Origin of the sequence: Pseudomonas sp. DR48 (genome assembly GCF_019823085.1) — a bacterium.
Classification (GTDB): Bacteria; Pseudomonadota; Gammaproteobacteria; order Pseudomonadales; family Pseudomonadaceae; genus Aquipseudomonas.
In genome coordinates this window covers 6,926,995-6,947,230 of the sequence record NZ_CP081946.1, presented here as the reverse complement: position 1 = coordinate 6,947,230, position 20,236 = coordinate 6,926,995, and the positions used below count along the sequence as shown (strand labels likewise).

Annotated in this window: 16 protein-coding genes; 6 read left to right on the top strand and 10 right to left on the bottom strand. The window is 61.6% G+C overall.

Going from position 1 to position 20,236, the window contains the following annotated elements:
- Positions 1-102 precede the first annotated feature (102 nt).
- Both K5K95_RS31480 and K5K95_RS31475 read left to right on the top strand, forming a co-directional pair.
- Entirely contained in the window at positions 103-2,142 is a 2,040-nt protein-coding gene (locus tag K5K95_RS31480; protein WP_222587680.1) for an FAD-dependent oxidoreductase, read from the top strand.
- 152 nt (positions 2,143-2,294) lie between these two features.
- Entirely contained in the window at positions 2,295-3,212 is a 918-nt protein-coding gene (locus tag K5K95_RS31475; RefSeq protein ID WP_222587679.1) for a 1-aminocyclopropane-1-carboxylate deaminase/D-cysteine desulfhydrase, read from the top strand.
- Positions 3,213-3,219: 7 nt separating this feature from the next.
- Here K5K95_RS31475 and K5K95_RS31470 read toward each other — a convergent pair whose 3' ends face one another.
- The 3 genes from K5K95_RS31470 to K5K95_RS31460 all read right to left on the bottom strand — a co-directional run bounded on the left by K5K95_RS31470 (position 3,220) and on the right by K5K95_RS31460 (position 6,036).
- Positions 3,220-3,768 carry a cytochrome b gene (locus tag K5K95_RS31470; protein WP_222587678.1) on the bottom strand — a complete coding sequence of 183 codons (549 nt, stop codon included), beginning with the start codon at positions 3,766-3,768 and terminating at the stop codon, positions 3,220-3,222.
- A gap of 185 nt (positions 3,769-3,953) precedes the next feature.
- A complete protein-coding gene (phnX, locus tag K5K95_RS31465) occupies positions 3,954-4,781 on the bottom strand; it encodes a phosphonoacetaldehyde hydrolase (RefSeq protein WP_222587677.1) in 828 nt (275 codons plus the stop codon).
- A 145-nt stretch (positions 4,782-4,926) separates the two neighbouring features.
- Positions 4,927-6,036: a 2-aminoethylphosphonate--pyruvate transaminase gene (locus K5K95_RS31460; protein WP_222587676.1), complete on the bottom strand. Its 1,110-nt coding sequence runs from the start codon at positions 6,034-6,036 to the stop codon at positions 4,927-4,929.
- Between the two features lie 115 nt (positions 6,037-6,151).
- Between K5K95_RS31460 and K5K95_RS31455 the strand changes: the two genes are divergently transcribed.
- Positions 6,152-7,012, top strand: coding sequence for a LysR substrate-binding domain-containing protein (locus K5K95_RS31455; protein WP_222587675.1), 861 nt, complete (start codon positions 6,152-6,154; stop codon positions 7,010-7,012).
- Between the two features lie 103 nt (positions 7,013-7,115).
- Here the strand turns inward: K5K95_RS31455 and K5K95_RS31450 are convergent, their stop codons facing one another.
- The gene (locus K5K95_RS31450) at positions 7,116-7,988 is read right to left on the bottom strand and encodes a LysR family transcriptional regulator (protein ID WP_222587674.1); all 873 of its coding nucleotides are present in this window, start codon (positions 7,986-7,988) and stop codon (positions 7,116-7,118) included.
- Between the two features lie 265 nt (positions 7,989-8,253).
- On the opposite strand from K5K95_RS31450, the gene K5K95_RS31445 reads away from it, so the two are divergent.
- Both K5K95_RS31445 and K5K95_RS31440 read left to right on the top strand, forming a co-directional pair.
- Positions 8,254-9,579, top strand: coding sequence for an MFS transporter (locus K5K95_RS31445; RefSeq protein WP_222587673.1), 1,326 nt, complete (start codon positions 8,254-8,256; stop codon positions 9,577-9,579).
- 12 nt (positions 9,580-9,591) lie between these two features.
- Positions 9,592-10,983, top strand: coding sequence for an FAD-dependent oxidoreductase (locus tag K5K95_RS31440; RefSeq protein ID WP_222587672.1), 1,392 nt, complete (start codon positions 9,592-9,594; stop codon positions 10,981-10,983).
- A 6-nt stretch (positions 10,984-10,989) separates the two neighbouring features.
- Here the strand turns inward: K5K95_RS31440 and K5K95_RS31435 are convergent, their stop codons facing one another.
- On the bottom strand, positions 10,990-12,306 hold the full coding sequence (locus K5K95_RS31435) for a type VI secretion system Vgr family protein (RefSeq protein ID WP_222587671.1): 1,317 nt from the start codon (positions 12,304-12,306) through the stop codon (positions 10,990-10,992).
- A gap of 231 nt (positions 12,307-12,537) precedes the next feature.
- On the opposite strand from K5K95_RS31435, the gene K5K95_RS31430 reads away from it, so the two are divergent.
- Entirely contained in the window at positions 12,538-13,245 is a 708-nt protein-coding gene (locus K5K95_RS31430) for a YebC/PmpR family DNA-binding transcriptional regulator (protein WP_090185851.1), read from the top strand.
- A gap of 146 nt (positions 13,246-13,391) precedes the next feature.
- Here the strand turns inward: K5K95_RS31430 and K5K95_RS31425 are convergent, their stop codons facing one another.
- From K5K95_RS31425 to K5K95_RS31405, 5 genes are all read right to left on the bottom strand, one after another.
- A complete protein-coding gene (locus K5K95_RS31425) occupies positions 13,392-14,705 on the bottom strand; it encodes a protein kinase (RefSeq protein WP_222587670.1) in 1,314 nt (437 codons plus the stop codon).
- 184 nt (positions 14,706-14,889) lie between these two features.
- Positions 14,890-16,017, bottom strand: coding sequence for a cell division protein ZapE (zapE, locus tag K5K95_RS31420; RefSeq protein WP_222587669.1), 1,128 nt, complete (start codon positions 16,015-16,017; stop codon positions 14,890-14,892).
- A gap of 147 nt (positions 16,018-16,164) precedes the next feature.
- Complete coding sequence (locus tag K5K95_RS31415; protein ID WP_222587668.1) at positions 16,165-17,211, bottom strand: ABC transporter substrate-binding protein; 1,047 nt, start codon at positions 17,209-17,211, stop codon at positions 16,165-16,167.
- An 18-nt stretch (positions 17,212-17,229) separates the two neighbouring features.
- Positions 17,230-18,345 (bottom strand): NAD(P)/FAD-dependent oxidoreductase, encoded by a 1,116-nt coding sequence (locus K5K95_RS31410; RefSeq protein WP_222587667.1) that lies wholly within the window; start codon positions 18,343-18,345, stop codon positions 17,230-17,232.
- Positions 18,342-19,697 carry an NAD(P)/FAD-dependent oxidoreductase gene (locus K5K95_RS31405; protein ID WP_222587666.1) on the bottom strand — a complete coding sequence of 452 codons (1,356 nt, stop codon included), beginning with the start codon at positions 19,695-19,697 and terminating at the stop codon, positions 18,342-18,344. Before K5K95_RS31405 ends, K5K95_RS31410 begins: the two co-directional genes overlap by 4 nt.
- Positions 19,698-20,236 lie beyond the last annotated feature (539 nt).

The window sequence follows — 20,236 nt, the reverse complement described above, 5'->3', positions numbered from 1 at the left end:
CATTGAGTGACAGGGACGCGACTCTTAGTCTGTCCACCATGACTGACGGGAGCCGAAGAGCTCCTGCATTTTCCCCGTGATCGCTCGATGTGGAGTTACCGAATGGCCGCCGCTCACTACCCGCACCTGTTGGCCCCGCTGGACCTGGGTTTTACCACGCTGCGCAACCGCACCCTGATGGGGTCGATGCACACCGGTCTTGAGGAGAAACCCGGCGGTTTCGAGCGCATGGCAGCCTACTTTGCCGAACGTGCCCGTGGCGGCGTTGGCCTGATGGTGACCGGCGGTATCGGCCCGAACGATGAGGGCGGCGTCTATTCCGGCGCGGCCAAGCTGACCACTGAGGAAGAAGCGCTCAAGCACCAGATCGTGACCCGCGCGGTGCACGAGGCGGGCGGCAAGATCTGTATGCAGATTCTCCATGCCGGCCGTTACGCCTACAGCCCGAAACAGGTTGCGCCGAGCGCCATTCAAGCGCCGATCAACCCGTTCAAGCCCAAAGAGCTGGACGAGGAAGGCATCGAGAAGCAAATCAGCGATTTCGTCACCTGCTCGACCCTGGCGCAAAAAGCCGAGTACGACGGTGTCGAGATCATGGGCTCCGAAGGTTATTTCATTAACCAGTTCCTCGCCGCCCACACCAACCACCGCACCGACCGTTGGGGCGGCAGCTACGAAAACCGTATGCGCCTGCCAGTGGAAATCGTGCGTCGTGTGCGCGAAGCCGTTGGCCCCAACTTCATCATTATCTTCCGCTTGTCGATGCTCGATCTGGTGGAAGGCGGTAGCTCCTGGGAAGAAATCGTGACGCTGGCCAAGGCCATCGAGCAGGCCGGTGCGACGATCATCAACACCGGCATTGGCTGGCATGAAGCGCGGATTCCGACCATCGCCACCAAAGTCCCACGTGCGGCGTTCAGCAAAGTCACCGCCAAGCTGCGCGGTTCGGTGAACATTCCCCTGATCACCACCAACCGCATCAACACCCCGGAAGTGGCTGAACAGATTCTGGCCGAAGGTGATGCCGACATGGTCTCCATGGCGCGTCCGTTCCTCGCCGACCCGGAGTTCGTCAACAAGGCTGCCGCTGGCCGTGGCGATGAAATCAACACCTGCATCGGTTGCAACCAGGCGTGCCTGGATCACACGTTCGGCGGCAAGTTGACCAGTTGCCTGGTCAACCCGCGCGCGTGCCATGAAACCGAGCTCAACTATTTGCCGGTGCAACAGATCAAGAAAATCGCCGTGGTTGGTGCCGGTCCTGCCGGGCTGTCGGCAGCGACCGTTGCTGCGGAGCGTGGGCACTCGGTGACGCTGTTTGACTCGGCCAGCGAAATCGGCGGGCAGTTCAACGTCGCCAAACGCGTGCCGGGCAAGGAAGAGTTCTTCGAAACCCTGCGCTACTTCAACCGCAAGCTGCAGACCACCAACGTCGAGGTGTGCCTGAACACCCGCGTCGACGTGGCGAAACTGGTTGATGGCGGCTACGACGAGATCATTCTGGCCACGGGTATCGCCCCGAGAACTCCAGCCATTCCCGGCATCGAGAACGCCAAGGTGCTGAGTTACCTGGACGTGATTCTGCAGCGCAAACCGGTCGGCAAGCGTGTGGCGGTGATTGGCGCGGGCGGTATCGGTTTCGACGTGTCGGAATTCCTGGTGCATCAAGGCGTGTCCACTAGCCAGGACCGTGAAGCGTTCTGGAAAGAGTGGGGCATCGACACGCATCTGGAAGCGCGCGGCGGTGTCGCGGGGATCAAGGCTGAGCCGCATGCACCGGCGCGGGACGTGTTCCTGCTGCAACGCAAGAAATCCAAGGTCGGTGACGGCCTCGGTAAAACCACCGGCTGGATTCACCGTACCGGTCTGAAGAACAAGCAGGTGCAGATGCTCAACAGCGTTGAATACCTGAAGATCGACGACGAAGGCCTGCACATCCGCATCGGTGAAACCGGCGAGCCGCAACTGCTGGCGGTGGATAACATCGTGATTTGCGCCGGGCAGGATCCGCTGCGTGAATTGCAGGAGGGCCTGGTGGCGGCGGGGCAGAATGTGCATTTGATCGGTGGCGCGGATGTGGCGGCGGAGCTGGATGCCAAACGCGCGATCAATCAGGGTTCGCGGTTGGCTGCCGAGTTGTAACGGCAGGTTCAGCGCGCCAATGGCCATCGCGGGCAGGCTCGCTCCCACACTCGATCTGTGTCGCACCGAAGATCAGATGTGGGAGCGGACTTGCCCGCGATGGCATTCTCAAGGCTGCTAAGATGCTGGCTCTTTACCCAGAGCCAGCACCGATGCTTCTCCCTCCCAACGACTGGCTCCCCCAGGCCCCGCTCCAACCCCTGCACCTCGACTGGCTAAGCACCGCCGGCATCGAAGTCGCCATCCTGCGTCTTGACCTGATCGATCCACTGATCAGCGGCAACAAGTGGTTCAAACTCATCGAACACCTCAAAGCCGCCGACCGGATGGGTGCCAAAGGCATCATCAGCCTGGGCGGAGCTCACTCCAATCATCTGCATGCGCTGGCGGCCGCGGGCAAGCGCTTTGGATTCAATACGGTGGGACTGTTGCGCGGCCATCCACAAGACCCCCCGACGGTGAACGACTTGCAGGCATTCGGCATGGAGTTGCACTGGCTGGGTTACGGCGGTTATCGAGCGCGGCACGAAGCAGGTTTCTGGCAGCCATGGCAGGCGCAATATCCTGACCTGTACCCGGTGCCGGAAGGAGGCGGCGGTTTGCCGGGCGCGATGGGCTGTGTGCAATTGAGGGCAATGGTCAGTGAGCAGCTCAGTGAACTGGGCTGGAGCGACTACCACGGTTGGTGGCTGGCCTGCGGAACGGGCACGACGCTGGCTGGCCTGGTGCTGGCCGAGGCGGGTAGACGCAAGGTGTACGGCGCGCTGGCGGTGCCTGACGATCACGGGGTCGCGCAACAGGTCGCATCAATCATCCACGAGGCCGGCTTGCAGCATTCGGCTTACGAGCTGTTCGATGCCAGCCGGGGCGGCTTTGCCAAGGTCGATCCGCTGTTACTCGACTTCATCGAACAGACCGAACAAACCAGCGGCCTTCCGCTCGAACCGTTGTACACCGGTAAAGCGTTGTTGATGCTCAAGCAGCAAATCGAGGCGGGAACATTCGCCAGGGGCACACGCTTGATCTTCATCCACACCGGCGGCTTGCAAGGCCGCCGCGGGTTTCAATGAGTGGTGTTCAGCTGCGTTTGGGCATCATCCGCAGCAACGTGTTATCACCCACGACATAGTGGTGATAAATCCCCGCCAACGCATGCAGGCCGATCAGCCAGTAACCGATGGTGCCGCCCAGCTCATGCCAACCCTGGATTTGCTTGGCCAGCGTCTTGTCTTCCGGAATCAGCATCGGCAGGTCGATACCGTAGAACATCACCTGTTGCCCCTTGGCGCTGGTCACCAGCCATCCCAGTATCGGCATCGCGATCATGAAAATGTACAACGCCCAGTGCATCACCCTGGCAAGCGTGACTTGCCAATGAGGGGACGCCGGGAAAATTTGCGGTGCCGGGCCCAGGCTGCGGGCGAATAGTCTGAGCCAGACCAGCACGAACACCGTCAGGCCCAGCATGAAGTGCGATTCGGTAATCAATGCTCGGCCGCCACTGCCTTTGGGAAAGATCCCACGAAATTCGATACAGGCGTAAACCAGCGCCAGCAGCACCAGCATCAACCAGTGCAGCGTGATTGATACAGTGCTGTAGCGTGATTCCGAGTTTTTCCACGGCATACGGTGTTCCTCACAGGTCTGGTCAAAAGCCCACCGTTCTTGTTCGACGATGTTCCTTAACTGTAATCCGCTTTAGCGGTTTTGCCTGTGGCTATTTCGCCCTTCAACGCTCTGGATCAAGTGACCGTGCAAAAAAAAGCGCCAGTTCCGTTCGGGAACTGGCGCTTTTCATGCCGGCAGCGCCATCAGCTGCTTTGTGGCATCTCGCCATTGGCCAGGCGTTTGTTGATGTCGGCGATCACCAGCGGCAAGTCGGTGATGGTGTCGATCATGTAGTGCGGCCGCGAACCTTCGAACAGCGCGTGAATCCGTTTGCGCTCGCTGGCCAGTTGCTCGCTGCCGAGGGCGCGATAGCCTTCATAGTCCAGGCCCAGCGCATTGCCCGAGCAGATCAGCGCAACGGTCCACATGCCGGCGCGACGACCTTCGAGGATGCCTGGCACGGTGTCATCGATCTTGACGCAGGCGCCGACATCATCGATGCCCAGCGCAATAACGTTGGCCAAGGCCTGGGCCGGCCACGGGCGACCGTTGGGGACTTCGTCGGTGGCGACCACATGGTCGGCCACGTAACCATTGGTGGCCGCCAGTTCGACCACTTTGTCCATGACCTGCTTTGGATAACCGGAGCAGGAGCCAATCTTGATGCCTTGTTCGCGCAACTTGGCAATGGTGTCCAGCGCGCCGGGAATCAATGCCGAGTGCTCGGCGATTTTCTCGATTTGCAGCGGCATGAAGCGTTGGTAGATGGCGGTGACATCATCGTCGGTCGGCGTGCGTCCGAACACTTTGCGATAACGCTCGGCGACTTCCGGCTGATCGCACAGGGTGCGAATGTGGTCCCACTTGCCCATGCCCATCGGCCCGCGCGCTTCTTCGATGGAGACCTGGACGTCGAATTCGGCGAACGCTTCGACAAAAATCTGCGTGGGCGCGAACGAACCGAAGTCGACCACGGTGCCGGCCCAGTCGAGGATGGCGGCCTGGAGTTTGGTTGGGTTGGTGTAGTTCATGGTGATCAAATTCCTGTAATAGCTGGCTAATCGGCTCTTTGTGGGAGTGAGCCTGCTCGCGATAGCGGACTGTCATTCAACATCAAGGTTGGCTGATCGGGCCTCATCGCGAGCAGGCTCGCTCCCACAGGGATTGTTGTGTGATTCAGATTTCGAGGACTTCCATCTCGCGCAGCACTTCGGCCACCGCCGCCACGGCCGCGTGCATCTCGGCCTGGTTGACGTGGCCGATGCAGCCGACGCGGAAGGTTTCGACCTGGGTCAATTTTCCGGGGTAGAGGATGAAACCCTTGGCCTTGACGCGTTCGTAGAATTCCTTGAACTGGTAGCGCGGGTCCTTCGGTGCGTGGAAGGTGACGATGATCGGCGCCTGGATTTCGGCGGGTAAAAAACTGCGCAGCCCCAGCTTGGCCATGTCATCCAGTAGCACCTGGCAATTGTTGGCGTAGCGCTGATGCCGGGCCGGCAAGCCGCCTTCTTCGTTGTATTGCAGCAGGGCTTCATGCAGCGCGGCGACCACGTGGGTCGGCGGAGTGAAGCGCCATTGGCCGGTCTTGGCCATGTAGGTGTGCTGGTCGAAAAGGTCCATGGCCAATGAATGCGAGTTGCCGGCCGCGCTGGCCAATGCGTCTTTGCGGGCGAAGACGAAGCCCATGCCCGGCACTCCTTCCAGGCACTTGCCCGAGGCGGCGATCAATGCGTCGAAGGGCACCTGTTGCGCGTCGATCGGCAGGGCGCCAAACGAGCTCATGGCATCGATGATCAGGCGTTTGCCGTGCTGCGCGATGACGTCGGCGATTTGCGGCAGCGGGTTGAGGATACCGGTGCTGGTTTCGCAGTGGATCAGTGCGACGTGGCTAATGCTGGCGTCGGCGTGCAACAGGCGGTCGACGTCGGCGGCGGTGGTCGGTTCGTCTTCGGCGGTTTCGAAGGTGCTGAACGAGCGGCCGAGCACCTCGCAGATTTTCGCCAGGCGTTTGCCGTAGGCGCCATTGATCAGCACCAGCACTTTGCCGTCACGCGGCACCAAGGTGCCGATGGCCGCTTCGACGGCGAAGGTGCCGCTGCCTTGCAACGGCACGCAGTGGTGGCTGTCGCCGCCGTTGATGATTGCCAGCAGTTGCTCGCAGAGGCTAGCGGTCAGTTGATTGAAGCGGTCATCCCATGAACCCCAGTCGACCATCATCGCCTGGCGGGTGCGGCTGGAGGTGGTCAGTGGGCCGGGGGTGAGCAGGATTGGCTCGGCAATACTCATTCTTGTGTCCTCGCAAAAGCTCTCTGTGGGATGAAGCTACGGGACATAAATTGCAATTCGGCGTGCTATCAATCAAATTGTTTGTTGTTATGCCAGCCATCAGTGAGAGTTATCCATGAACCTGTTCCAGCTTCGCGCCTTCGACGCCGTGGCCCGCGAAGGCAGCTTCACCCGTGCGGCCGAGCGCCTGTTCATCAGCCAGCCAGCGGTGACCGGGCACATAAAAGCATTGGAAGAGCACTACCAAATCACCCTGCTGCGCCGCACCGCACGGCGCGTGGAGCTGACGGAGGAGGGCACCAAACTGGCGGCGATCACCCGGGCGATGTTCGGCCTGGCCGAAGAGGCGCAGGTGATGCTGGAAGCGAACCGGCAGTTGCTGACCGGGCGCCTGGAAGTCGCGGCGGATGGGCCGCACATGGTCATGCCAATGCTAGCCAGTCTGCGTGCGCGGTATCCGGGGATCACGGTGAACCTGCGCTTGGGCAATGCCCAGGAAACCTTGGCCGCGCTGTTGTCCGAGCATGCCGACGTGGCGGTGTTGACCGAGGTCGAGCCGCGCAAGGGGTTGCATCTGCAAGCGTTGAGCGAATCACGGATTTGCGCGCTGGTGCCTGACAGTCATCCTTGGGCAACCGCAAGCAGCGTGAAGCTCAAGGCGCTGGATCAGGTGATCATGGTGTTGCGTGAGCCGAGCTCGATCACCCGGCGCACGTTTGATCAGGCGTGCGCGACGGCGTCGGTCCATCCACGGGTGTTGCTGGAGCTGGACAGCCGCGAAGCGGTGACCGAGGCGGTGGCGGCCGAGTTGGGCGTTGGCGTAGTGTCGTCAGTGGAAGTCAGCCACGACCCGCGGGTGGCGGCCGTGCCGATCATGGGGGAGGGGTTGGTGAACCGGCACATGATCGGGTGCATGGAGCGGCGGCGGGATTTGCGTTTGATCCGGGCGTTTTTTGATTTGGCTGATGTGAGATAGACCGCGGCGCGGCCTTCGCGAGCAAGCCCGCTCCCACACTGGATTTCCAGCGCTCACGAAATCCCTGTGGGAGCGGGCTTGCCCGCGAAGGGGGCGGACCTGTTTACACCAGACTCTCGCGAACCATCTCCAGAAACGTCGCCACCACCCGCCGCGAACTCTGCTCGCGCAAGCACACCAGTGTCTCGGTCAGGCGCCGGGTGCAATCGGTAATGGGCAAGGCGCAGACCCGTGAATCCGCGCCAAACTCCGCAGCCGAGACCACGCCAACGCCAATCCCCACGACCACCGCCTCACGCGCCGCTTCCCGCCCTTCAACTTCAATCGCCGGACGAATCCGAAACCCGGCCCGGGCCATTTCCTCTTCCAGGGTTTGACGCGTGACTGAGCCGATTTCCCGCAGCACCAGCGGCGTGTCGTCCAGGTCAGCGAGGCAGATCGACTCGCGATCCGCCCATGGATGATTGCGCGACACGAACGCCACCATCGGATCGTTGCGCAGCGGCAGCGAAATCAATCGTTCGTCACTGACATCCCGGCCCAACAGCGCTAGATCGGCCTGATAGTTGAACAGGCGAAACAGTGATTCATCGGTGTTGCCGGTTTCGATCTTCACGCTGATGCCGGGGTAGCGCTCACAGACGCGCGCAATTTGCGGCAGCACGTGCACCGGTGCATCCACCGCGAGAATCAGGCTGCCAGTCTGCAACGCCCGGGAGTCATGCAAAAGCTCCTGCGCCTCGGCCTCGATCACGAACAACCGCTGGGTAATGCCCAGTAAACGCTCGCCCAGGTCGGTCAGGCGCACCGAGCGTTTATTGCGATGGAACAGCAACACACCGAAGCGCTCTTCGAGTTTGCGCACCTGATCGGAAATTGCCGGTTGCGTGAGAAACAGCCGCTCGGCGGCTTTGGTGAAACTTCCGTGGACGGCCACGGCATGGAAGGCTTTGAGCTGGGCGTGGGAAACCGACATCGAAACCTCAACTAACAAGCTGAACTTATATTGGAAATACGATAAATCGATTTCACTTATTAATCAGTAATTGTTTTTATCGGCCTCAGCCCCGGTGACTGATCAGTCGAACAGCATCGGTGCCATGAGCCTATGCGAGCAACAACAGGCTCATCTGACCGGTATCGCCTCAGGGAAGCGGCGATATCGAAGTGCTTAACAATAAAAAACACAGGCGTTTTCTTCCAATTCTGCCGGCACACTCACACCTGAGGTCAGAACCACAATGAACAATCCCATCGGCACCATCAAGCGTTGGCGCGTACAGATCTTCGCGATCACCTGGCTCGCCTACGCCGCATTCTATTTCACTCGCAAAGCGTTTTCCGTGGCCAAACTGGGGATCGCCGAAGACCCCACCTTCATGCTCGACAAAATGGCCATGGCCAACCTCGACGCCATCTACCTGACGGCTTACGCCATCGGTCAATTCACCTGGGGCATCCTCGCCGACCGCTTTGGTCCACGGGTTGTGGTTCTCGGCGGGTTGCTGATTTCTGCGGCAGCCGCCCTGGTGATGGGCAGTTTCGCGACGTTACCGATTTTCGCCACCTGCATGTTGATCCAGGGCCTGGCCCAGTCGACCGGATGGTCGGGGTTGTGCAAGAACATTGGCAGTTTCTTCCCCGCCGAGCAGCGCGGCAGGGTGCTTGGACTATGGAGCTCCTGCTACGCCTTTGGCGGGCTGGTGGCCTCGCCGTTTGCCGGTTGGTGGGCGTACACGCTCATCGGCACCTGGCACGCGGCGTTCTTTTCCAGTGCGGCGGTGGTTGGGCTGGTCGCCGTGCTGTTTTTTATTTTTCAACGCAACAAACCGCAAGACGTCGGCTTGCCAGCGGTGGAACCGGAGCCGGAACTCACGGCTGAAGAATCCCTTGCGCAGAGCAAGATCAGCGCTCTGGAGCCGTTAAAGGAAATCCTGCGCAATCGCACGGTGCTGATTCTCGGCCTCGCGTACTTCCTGTTGAAACCGGCGCGCTACGCGATTCTGCTGTGGGGGCCGGTGATTGTTTTCGAGCAGATGCCGTCGGTGGGCAAGGTCGGTGCGGCGATCATTCCCACCTCTTTCGAACTGGCCGGGCTGCTGGGGCCGATCCTGCTGGGCCTGGCGTCGGACAAACTGTTCGGCGCTCGACGCATGCCGGCCTGCGTGCTCAGTCTGTTGGCCCTGACCGTTTCTTTGGCGCTGTTCATGGGCGCCTTGCACACCGGCAGCGTCATGCTGGTGGTGGCGCTGCTGTTCGTCATGGGCCTGACGCTGTACGGACCGGACTCGATGATCAGCGGCGCGGCGGCGATTGATTTCGGCACGGCCAAGGCGGGCGCCACGGCGGCCGGGTTCGTCAACGGTTGCGGTTCGGTCGGAGCGATTCTCGGTGGCTTGCTGCCAGGCTATTTCGACTCGGTCACGGTGTTCATCGTCTTCGCCGGCTGCGCGATGTTCTCCGCCCTGGTCCTGATCCCGCACTGGAACAGCCGTCCGGCTGGCCTGCGTACCGACAGCGCCTTTGTGCCCAACCAGGCGATGCCTGTCAAACCCCTGCGTACCTGAGGAAAAAAACCGATGAGACCTTTCTGGCTGGAACAGGCGCTGGAGGCCGAGACCTGCGCGCCGTGCGAACCTTTGTCGGGCGACACCCGCGCCGATGTGTGCATCGTCGGCGGTGGTTACACCGGGTTATGGACCGCGATCATGCTCAAGGAGCAGAACCCCGAACTGGATGTGCTGCTGATCGAGGCAGACATCTGCGGTGCCGGTGCGAGCGGCCGCAATGGTGGTTGCGCGCTGTCGTGGTCAGCCAAGTTTTTCACGCTGGAAAGGTTGTTCGGCATCGAGGAGGCGGTGCGTCTGGTCAAGGAGTCGGAGCGCAGCATTTATGCGATCGGCGCCTTCTGCGAACGGTATGGCGTCGATGCCGACTACCGTCTCGATGGCACGCTCTACACCGCGACCAATCGCGCGCAATGCGGTTCGACCGATGCTGTGATTGCCGCATTGGAGCGCAACGGCATCAACTCTTTTACCCAACGACCGGTCGCCGACGTGCAGCGCATGGCCGGCTCCAGCAAACACCTGGAAGGCTGGTTTTCGCCCGCCGCCGCGAGTGTGCAGCCGGGCAAACTGGTGCGCGGTCTGCGCCGGGTCGCCTTGCAACTGGGCGTGCGAATTCACGAGCACACCGCGATGACCGGGCTGGAGGAGGGCAAGCCTGCCGGGGTTAAAACCGTCGGCGGCACCATCCGCGCCGACCATGTGGTGCTGGCCATGAACGCCTGGATGGCCCGTGCATTTCCCCAGTTCGAACGCAGCGTGGCGATCGTTTCCAGCGACATGCTGATCACCGAACCGCGGCCCGATCTGCTCAACGACATCGGTTTGACCAGCGGTGTCACGGTGCTCGATTCGCGGATATTCGTGCACTACTACCACAACACCCCGGACGGTCGAATCATGCTCGGCAAGGGTGGCAACACCTTTGCGTACGGCGGGCGGATGTTGCCGGTGTTCGATCAACCGTCGCCTTATGCCGGTTTGTTGCGGCACAGCCTGAGCGAGTTTTTCCCGGCGTTCGCCCAGGTCAAGGTCGAGGCCACCTGGAACGGTCCTTCGGATCGCTCGGTCACCGGTTTGCCGTTTTTCGGCCAGATGAGCGCCTGCGGTAATGTGTTTTACGGTTTCGGTTATTCCGGCAGCGGCGTCGGCCCGTGCCATATGGGCGGGCAGATTCTGGCCTCGCTGGTTCAGGGGCTGGACAACGTCTGGACCCGTTCACCTCTGGTAAATGGCCCCTTGGGTTTTTTCCCGCCGGAACCGATTCGTTACCTTGGCTCCTTGATGGTGCGCAACGCCATCCGCCGCAAGGAGCGCGCCGAGGATCACGGGCGCCGGCCACGGCATTTGGACGTGCGCCTGGCCAAATTCGCAGCGGCGGCGGGGAAGGCTGACAAGGGGTGAGCGCGTCTATCGATTGACCAGCCAATCAAGCAGCAAGCGGCCATCGCTGCGTGGCGGGTAAGCGCTTCGAGGCGTTGGCGGATTGCCTGCGGTGGCACACAGCACCGGACGGTCCGGGTCGCTGTCGAGAAAGCTGATGAGCACCTCGGTGCCGGCGAGTGGCAGCCTGGACGGGTCAATTTGCCCGTCCGGCGTTGCCAGGGCCAGGGGTATCCACAGTCCGGCGGTTTCATCGGCCAGCGGCGTTGGCCATAAGCTGACGTGTATCCACCCTTGATCATCCAGCACTGCCGGTTGCCCGACCGGGCCCAGCACGCGCGCCGGTTGCAAACCGGCAATGACTGGGCGGGCCCGTGTCAACGCGGGCCGGAACGCTGTCGACCAGGGAATGGCGCTGAACTGATTGCTGTAGTGCCAGGCCCTGTCGGGTGCGGCCTCGGAGAGCATCGACGGCTGCTGGCACTGATGCTGAATGTCGGTCAGCAGCCATTGATCGTTGAAGTTCGTGATCGGATGTTCCGACACTTGCACGATGCACCCACTGCGCAGATCACGGTGGTTGCTATGACCCTCTATCTGCCGATGCTTGCAGCGCAGGCGTTCGAGGATTCGGCGACTGACCTGTGCACGGTCGAGGCATGGCGCGGCCGGGTGAGCGCCCAGCGTTGGCGAGGTGTGACGCTGGAACAACTCGCGGATCACCGGGCCGTTAGCTGAATCGGCCGTCTCGCCGTGAAACGGCATCAACCGCGGCGCCTGGGGAAAGCTCAGGCTGTCATCCGCCAGCACCAGCACATGGCCGGCGCGCTGATGTTCGAAGTGAAAGTGGATGCCTTCTTCCTCGCATAGCCGTTGCAGGAATGCCAGGTCGCTCTCCTCGAACTGTATGCAGAATGGCCGGACGGGATAGCGCGTGCTCGGCAGTTCAAAGCGGTAGCTGTCGGTGGGTAACGCGTTTTCTGCCAGCAGCTGACGCAGGATGTCGGGCACGCTGAGCTGATGAAACACCCGCCGATGAGGTTGTCCGTCCAGGAGCTGAAGGCGCGGTACCAGCACCAGGTTGTAGCCGATCCCGTGCGGGCCACGATGTTCACGCCGGGCACCGTGCAGCAGGCCGTGAATGCCGGTTTCGCCGTCCAGGCTCAGGAACGCCGGCTGATGCAGCAACTGCTCGAGTTTTATCGCCGGCGTCAGACCGATCACTTCGATGTCGAAACGATAAGGCTGGTTGAGGCTTTCACGGCCACTGAACTGCGACACCTGCACATTCAAACCGTCGTTCAGGAGTGCCAGGGTGTAGGGACTTTCCTTGTCGTTGTGCATCGAACACGCTTCTGCCATGGGAGATGGGCGCAGAGGGTACGAAACCACGGCCATGAATGGTCAGCGTAAATCGACTTTTGGGAATTGCCCTACAAGCAGTGGTGAAGATGTCGATACGTCATGGGCATGAACGGGTGGATTTTTTGGTCGATTGCCTTCTTTAGGCCGTATAAACTTGCGCCATGCGTCGGCCAATAGATGTCTCGGCGCCACAGATCAAGAGAGTGAGTAATGGGCGCACAGTGGAAGGTTAAACACAAAGAAGCGGCATCTAACGCCAAGGGCAAGATCTTCGGCAAACTGGTGAAAGAAATCACCATTGCTGCGCGTAACGGTGCCGATACTGCCACCAACGCTCACCTGCGCCTGGTGGTCGAGCAGGCCAAGAAAGCCTCGATGCCAAAGGAAACCCTGGATCGCGCGATCAAGAAAGGCGCGGGCCTGTTGGGCGAAACCGTGCAATACCATCGCGTGACGTATGAAGGCTTCGCACCGCATCAGGTGCCGCTGATCGTTGAATGCGTGACTGACAACATCAACCGCACCGTGGCTGAAATCCGCGTGGCGTTCCGCAAGGGCCAACTGGGTGCTTCCGGTTCGGTGTCGTGGGATTTCAACCATGTGGGCATGATCGAAGCGTCCCCGGACAGCCCGGATGCCGATCCGGAAATGGCCGCGATCGAAGCCGGTGCCCAGGATTTCGAGCCCGGTGAAGAAGAGGGCACAACGCTGTTCCTGACTGAGCCTGCAGACCTGGACGCGGTTCAGAAAGCCCTGCCAGAGCAAGGCTTCACGGTATTGTCGGCCAAGTTGGGCTACCAGCCGAAAAACCCGGTCAGCGGTTTGAGCGACGAGCAGATGGCTGAAGTCGAGGCGTTCCTGGAAGGCCTCGATAACCATGATGATGTGCAGGACATGTTTGTGGGTCTGGCGGGTTAAGCATTCCAGCGTTGACGGTTTTGTCGCCTGACAGGCCGTCTTCGCGGGCAAGCCCGCTCCCACAGGGATTTTGTATCGATCACAAAATAAGTGAACGACACAAAACCCTGTGGGAGCGGGCTCGCCCGCGATTGACCGCGTAGCGGTCACTGGATATCAAGTAATCCCACAATCTCACTGAACCCGGGCCGCGCCAGCACATCCGGCTGACAGCAGCGCTGCTGCAACGCTTCCAGTCGGACACGTTCTGCATCGCTCAGCCCTGAGTCGATCCGCTCCAGCAATTCCCCCAGCAACACCCCGAATGCCCGCACTTCGATCCGTTGCAGCGCACGGCTTTCCAGGCTGTCGGAGGTCGCATGGAACGACGCCGCGCCAAAGTCCCCCAGCAGACAATCCCCGTGCTCGTTCCACAAAATATTGTGGCCGTAGAGATCGCCGTGGGTGATGCCCTGGTCGTGCAGATGCTCGGCCACCGAGGCGATGCCGCGGGCCATGCGCAACGCGACGTCGGCACTGAAGCGGGTGTCTTCGGTGTACACGTCTCGGGTACAGGATGCCAGGCTCGGCAGCGCAGCCAGGTTGCGATAGCTCGGATCGATCAGTTGCATCACCAGCCCGGCTTGCTGCTCGGGATGATCAACGATGCGACCTTCGACCCGGATCAGATTGGGATGAAGGCCGGCCGTGATGCAGGCGTTCATTTCGTGCAGTGGCGAGCCATCGCTGGTCATTTCGCCTTTGTAGAGTTTCACCGCGACGGGGGTGGCCGCTTGGCCTGGCGGTGTCCAGGTGGCGCGATGAATCACCCCTGATGCGCCTTCGCCCAGTTGCTGTTCCAGGCGCAACTCGGTCCATGCAATGCTCGTCGTGGCATCCAGCGCCGCGACATCCGCTTCGGTTTCCAGAGGGTTACCGGCATATGCCAGCCAGGTCAGGCTTGGCAGGGTCAGTAGCCACTCGGGAAGTTCGGTCAGCTGGTTGGCGGCGATGCGAATCAGCTCGAGTCGATGGCACTGGCTCAGGCGCTCGGGCAGGCGCTGCAAGCGATTGCCGGCGAGCATGAGTTTTTGCAGGTACGGCCGATCGCCCAGCTCATCGGGCAGCTCGCCGATGTGGTTATCGGTCAGGATCAGCCAGCGCAGCAATGGCGGCAGCGCTTCGGCGGGCACCTTTTCAATCGCATTGGCCTTGAAACCGATCATCGTCAGCGCGGCGCATTGACCGATGCAGGCGGGCAGTTCGGTGAACAGGTTGTCCGAACAAAACAGCACACGCAAACGGGTCAGACGATGCAGGTCGTCGGGCAGGCTGCTCAACGCGTTACCACTGAGGTTGAGCACTTCCAGCGAGTCGGCGAGGTCGAAGATTTCTCGTGGAAATTCAGTCAGGCCGCAGGCCAGATCCAGACGGGTGATGCCTGTCAGTTGACCGGCGCGCAGTTGGGCGAGGGTATCCATGGGCGGGTTCGCTATTGATCGAGGAAAGGGCGCGGGCGGCATGATACCGGTAAATCCGTTCGGCCTGTGAGGCCGCTATCGCGATCAGGCTCGCTCCCACAGTTGACCGCGTTGCCTTGGCTGGCGCCGACCTGGGGTGGGAGCGAGCCTGCTCGCGAAGGGGCCGGGGGCGGCAGCACAAAAACTATGGCTCCCGCACTTCCACCAACTGTCCCAACCGGCTGCGCGTGCGCGCCAGGTCTATGGCATTGCCGGCCAGGCTCTCGCACAACGACTGCTGGCCAAGCAACGTCAGGTGTTTGTCCTGATCGTACAAAACGTCGATCAAATTGATGAAACGCTGCTGCGCCGCGATCGAGCAGTCTGCAAGCGAGGGCAGGGCGTCGATGATCCAGCGGTCGAAACGCCGGCACAACTCCAGATAATCCATAACCGCCGTGGGGTGTTCGCACAGGTCGGCGAAGGTAAAACCGATGGTGCGTTCGTCGCAATATCGCGCGGGGAGGTGGCGGGTGCCGACCGGCAACTGCAGGGGTGACGTGTCACGTTCGGGCAAGTCCAGCGCCTGACGTTGCGCCACCGAGCCCGGCCAGACGTACCGGCCCTGGGTAAACAGCTGATGCGCGTGGGTTCTCATCTGGCTGCGGTAGTCGTGTGGCCCACCGACCTCCATGACCTGCATGCGCGCATGGATCAAGTCAATCACCGGTTTGAACCGCGCGTGGTAGAGCGGGTTGGGCAACAAACCTTCCGGCGGGTAATTGGAGGTCACCAACAGCAGGATGCCGCGACGAAACAGGGCCTTGAACAGCCGCGTGATGAGCATCGCATCGCCGATGTCGTGGACATGGAACTCGTCGAAACACAGCACGCGGCAGTCGCTTAGCAGCGTATCGAGGGTGATGTCCAGCGCATCGGGATGATCACGATGGGTGAACATGCCTTGATGCAGGCGGGCAAAAAACTCATGAAAGTGCAGGCGCTGTTTTCCGGCAATCGGGATGGCCTGGAAAAAGCCGTCGAGCAGCCAGCTCTTGCCGCGACCGACCGCACCATGCAAATACATGCCAGGAAGGGTTTTTTCCGAGGTGCCGAGCAGCGCCGAAGCGTGCTGCGCCATGCAGTCGATTACCCGTAGCTGGCTGTGGCTGAGGGTGTAGCCCTGAGTATGGGCGCGGTGACGGAAGAAGTCGTGAACCACTTGACCTGTCGCGGTGCTGCCGGCAGGTGCAGCAAACGCCTTGCCGAACAGGCGGCGCAACATCGTCCAGCGTGGCGGGCGTCGCGAATGGTTGGGCGGTCGAATGGCCACTGTGAGGTTACCTCGTCGTCGTCAGGCAGACTCCCTCGAGCTGCCGCGGCGTAGTTTAACCAAACGGTGAATAAATCGACCACTGCGACGCGTACTCCTGCAGCAGCGTTGGCCAGCTACTGCAGAGAGGGCGTCATGCCTGATGATCTAGCGTTCGATGCTGCGATTCCAGCGCGCATTCCACGCCGGACGCTGTTCGTTGACCTGGTCCCAATCGATCGCAATCGCAGTGGTCAGATACTGCTTCATTGCCTCGACCTGACCACGGGTCTTGTCGGTGGTCGGGGTATTGGGGTTGGACGGGATCTGGTCGCCATCTTCAAGCGCGGCGGCTTGTGCTTCGGGTGTCAGCAGGAAAGCGGCGAGCTTTTGCGCCAGTTCCGGTTGAGTGTTGTTGGCGATGGCGCACTCGGCCACGTTGAGCACCACGGCGCCTTCTTTAGGCTGCGCATATTCCACCGGCATGCCTTTGAGTTTGAGCGCGGTGACCTGGGTCGGGGTCAACGGGAACAGCGCGGCTTCGTCGGTCTGGAGCATTTCGGAAATCTTCGCCGAACTCGGAATGTATTCCAGCACGTTGCGCCCGACGGTGTTCGGCCATGCCTTGAAGCCCGGCTCGACGTCGGTTTCGCTGCCGCCCTGAATCCGGTTGAACATCAGGAAACCGTGCAAACCGAAGGTCGAAGACGCCATCGACTGGAACACCACTTTGTCCTTGAAGCGCGGATCGGCCATGTCCATCCACGAGGTCGGCGCCGCCCAGCCTTTTTCCTTGAACAGCCGCGTGTTGTACGCCAGCCCGGTCACCCCGAGGCTGACCGCCACCGCTTGATCCTTGATCCGACCCTTGGCCGGAATCTGCGCCAGTGGCGCGCTGTCCTGGAGTTTGTCGCACAAGCCCATGGCGATGGCACGGTACATGATGCCGTCGTCGAGGAACATCACGTGCATCTGTGGGTTGCCTTTACTGGCCTGGACCTTGGCCAGGATATCGGCGGAAGTCCCCGGCACGATCACCACTTTGAGGTTGTTGGCTTTCTCGAAAACCGGCAGCACCTTGTCGGCGTAGAGCCGCTCCATGGTCCCGCCGTTCATGCCCAGATAAAGCGTGGGTTCGGCCTGTGCCTGGGTGACCGTGAGCAGGGCGGTCAGACAGGAGAAACCGAGCAGTGCACTACGTTTGACGTTATTCATTGGCGCGACCTTCCTCTATCAAGCTACGGAGATGGAGTGAAACCGGGTGATGGAAAACGCATCCAGCGACGTCTTTGCGGCGCCGCTGCAGATGATCTCGGTGAGCGCCTGGCCCACCGCAGGACCGATCTGGAAGCCCGCGCCGGCAAAGCCGAATGCGTGCAACAGACCCGGTCGGGTGCTGCTATGGCCGATCACCGGCTGGCGATCGGGCAGGTAACCTTCGGTGCCGCTCCAGGTGCGAATCGCCTGGGCGCCTTGCAGAAACGGGTAAAGCTCAACGGCCTGGCGCAGGATCTCGATTACGGCGTGTTGGCCGGGTCGGGCGCGCGCCTCGTCGAGGGCAAAACCCTGGCCGCCGCCCAACACACAATTGCCCCGTGCGACCTGACGGGCGTAGATGCCGCCACCCTCGACGCCGGTGCTGGCGTTCATCACCAGCGGCAACGGTTCGGTGACCAGCATGGCCGGATGGCCGGCGTGCATGGGCACCGCTTCGCCGAAGTGTTCGGCCAGGCTGCCAGCCCAGGCACCGGCGCAATTGAGCAGCCAGGGCGCGTGCAATTCCAGGCCGGTTTGCGTGCTGACACGAAAGCGCTGGCCGTCGTGTTCCACCGCCGTGACCGGGCATTGTTCATGGATCTGCGCACCGTGGCGCCGCGCGGTCTGGGCGAAGGCCGGGGACACCAGTCGTGGGTTGGCGTGGCCGTCGTCCGGGCAGAAAGATGCGCCAACGGCGACGTCGCCGACCCAGGGAAAACGTGCGCGCAGTTCAGTGCGATCGAGTACCTGCAAATCGAGGCCGAAGCCCTGACTGCTGGCGGCATAGTCCTGCAAGGCCTGCAGATCGTGATGACTGCGGGCCAGTTTCAAGTGGCCGCTGCGCTGATATTCGCCGTCGATGCCGATCAGTTGCGGCAGCTGTCCCCACAGCGCGTGGGCCTGTTGCGACAACGGCAGTTGCGACAGCGGACGCCCTTGGCGCCGCACGCCGCCGTAGTTCACGCCGCTGGAATGCGAGCCGCAAAAGTCTCGCTCAAGAAGGGCCACGCGGCGACCGGCCTTGCTCAGAAACAGCGCAGCCGAGGCACCGACTATGCCGCCGCCAATGATGATTGCATCGACTTCGATCATGGCTCGATCTCCAGACCGAACGGCAGGGGTTTGATCGGTGCCTGAGCGCGCAATCGACCGATCTGCGAGATCGGGCGCCCACTTTCCCAGGCAATGACTTCTGCCGCTGCGGCACCGCACATCCGTCCCTGGCAGCGACCCATGCCCACGCGGCAATGCGCCTTGACCCGGTTGATCTCCCAATGGCCTTCGCGCACCACTTCGCGGATATCTGCGGCCCGTACTTCTTCGCAGCGGCAGATCATCACCTCGTCGGGTGTATCGGCGGCCCAGTGTTCGGGAAACATGAAGGCGCGTTCCAGGCCGTGGCGAAAGGTCTCGATGCAGCCCAGTGCCTGCTCCAGTTGCGCGCCACGGTGTGGCGCGATCAGGTAACCGATGTCTTCGAGCAGTGCCAGCGCTGCGCGTTCGCCGGCCATTTCCGCGGCGTCGGCGCCCATGATGCCGGCGCCGTCACCGGCCAGATAAACCTCGGCGACACTGCTGCGACCGGCGCTGTCACGCTGCGGCAGCCAGGCGCGGTTGAGCGGGTTCCAGGTGAATTGGCAGCCGAGCAAGTCGGCGAGTTGGGTTTCGCTGCGCAGACCGTGGGCGAAGGCAACGGCGTCGCACTCAAGCGACTGTTCCCCGATGGCGTTGGACCAATCCAGCGATTGCACGCGCTGTTCGCCATTGATGCGTTTCAGGGTTGCCGCTTGATGCACCGGGATGCCGTGGGCGGTCAGCCAGCTGCGGTAATAAATGCCTTTGGCCAGCGTGGACGGTTGTGACAGCAGGCCGGGGAGGGCGCGGGCCTGGGCGCTGAGCGGCGAGCTGTCGAGCACCGCGAGCACTTTCGCGCCGGCCTTGGCGTATTGATAGGCCACCAGATAGAGCAACGGTCCGCTGCCGGCGAACACCACGCGTTCACCGATGGCGCAGCCCTGGAATTTCAGGGCGATCTGCGCCGCGCCGAGGCTGTAGACACCCGGCAAGGTCCAGCCTGGCACCGGCAGAATCCGGTCGGTGGCACCGGTGGCGACTATCACACGGGAGAATTCCAGTCGTGTGGCACGCGTCTCATGCACGGTGTCCAGTGCGCCGGCTTCGGCGTTCCAGACCAGCGTCTCGGGGCGATAATCCAGTTGTTCGCGCAGCGCATCGATTGTCTGATGCAACGCATTGGCCTTGCGCGCTTCAAAGCCATACAGCTTGACCGCTGAACGCTTGAAGTTCGCCGGCTGGCGCCGATAAATCTGCCCGCCACCGCGTGCCGCTTCATCCAGCAACACCGGACGAACACCATGCGCCACCAACGTCTGCGCCGCACGAATCCCTGCCGGCCCGGCACCGACAATGATTACAGGCTTCATACCTGGCTCCCCTGAGATCGCAACCAAACTCCAGCGGGAGTTGCAACCGGTTTTTGTGTCCACCGCAGTCCCCCTGTGGGAGTGGGCTTGCTCGCGATGAGGGCGTCACCTGCGACGAATGCGCCAGCAGACCGATAGCTATCGCGGGCAAGCCCGCTCCCACAGTTGATGGGGGTGGCAGCTGATTTTTGTGCCCGCCACAGACCCCTTGTGGGAGTGAGCCTGCTCGCGATGAGGCCGTCACATTCAGCAGATATGCTGGCAGACAAACCGCTATCGCGGGCAAGCCCGCTCCCACAGTTGATGGGGGTGGCAGCTGATTTTTGTGCCCGCCGCAGACCCCTTGTGGGAGTGAGCTTGCTCGCGATGAGGGCGTTAAATTCAACGAATGCGCCAGCAGACCGATAGCTATCGCGAGCAGGCTCGCTCCCACAGTTGATGGGGGTGGCAGCTGATTTTTGTGCCCGCCGCAGACCCCTTGTGGGAGTGAGCCTGCTCGCGATGAGGGCGTTAAATTCAACGAATGCGCTGGCAGACAG

What these genes read in the sequence shown, in the direction of transcription:
- K5K95_RS31440 (WP_222587672.1), top strand. Translation starts at nt 9,592, where the DNA reads ATGAGACCTTTCTGGCTGGAACAGGCGCTGGAGGCCGAGACCTGCGCG.
- K5K95_RS31410 (WP_222587667.1), bottom strand. Translation starts at nt 18,345, where the DNA reads ATGATCGAAGTCGATGCAATCATCATTGGCGGCGGCATAGTCGGTGCC.
- K5K95_RS31460 (WP_222587676.1), bottom strand. Translation starts at nt 6,036, where the DNA reads ATGAGTATTGCCGAGCCAATCCTGCTCACCCCCGGCCCACTGACCACC.
- K5K95_RS31430 (WP_090185851.1), top strand. Translation starts at nt 12,538, where the DNA reads ATGGGCGCACAGTGGAAGGTTAAACACAAAGAAGCGGCATCTAACGCC.
- K5K95_RS31445 (WP_222587673.1), top strand. Translation starts at nt 8,254, where the DNA reads ATGAACAATCCCATCGGCACCATCAAGCGTTGGCGCGTACAGATCTTC.
- K5K95_RS31415 (WP_222587668.1), bottom strand. Translation starts at nt 17,211, where the DNA reads ATGAATAACGTCAAACGTAGTGCACTGCTCGGTTTCTCCTGTCTGACC.
- K5K95_RS31405 (WP_222587666.1), bottom strand. Translation starts at nt 19,697, where the DNA reads ATGAAGCCTGTAATCATTGTCGGTGCCGGGCCGGCAGGGATTCGTGCG.
- K5K95_RS31455 (WP_222587675.1), top strand. Translation starts at nt 6,152, where the DNA reads ATGAACCTGTTCCAGCTTCGCGCCTTCGACGCCGTGGCCCGCGAAGGC.
- K5K95_RS31475 (WP_222587679.1), top strand. Translation starts at nt 2,295, where the DNA reads ATGCTTCTCCCTCCCAACGACTGGCTCCCCCAGGCCCCGCTCCAACCC.
- K5K95_RS31425 (WP_222587670.1), bottom strand. Translation starts at nt 14,705, where the DNA reads ATGGATACCCTCGCCCAACTGCGCGCCGGTCAACTGACAGGCATCACC.
- K5K95_RS31450 (WP_222587674.1), bottom strand. Translation starts at nt 7,988, where the DNA reads ATGTCGGTTTCCCACGCCCAGCTCAAAGCCTTCCATGCCGTGGCCGTC.
- K5K95_RS31435 (WP_222587671.1), bottom strand. Translation starts at nt 12,306, where the DNA reads ATGCACAACGACAAGGAAAGTCCCTACACCCTGGCACTCCTGAACGAC.
- K5K95_RS31480 (WP_222587680.1), top strand. Translation starts at nt 103, where the DNA reads ATGGCCGCCGCTCACTACCCGCACCTGTTGGCCCCGCTGGACCTGGGT.
- K5K95_RS31470 (WP_222587678.1), bottom strand. Translation starts at nt 3,768, where the DNA reads ATGCCGTGGAAAAACTCGGAATCACGCTACAGCACTGTATCAATCACG.
- phnX (WP_222587677.1), bottom strand. Translation starts at nt 4,781, where the DNA reads ATGAACTACACCAACCCAACCAAACTCCAGGCCGCCATCCTCGACTGG.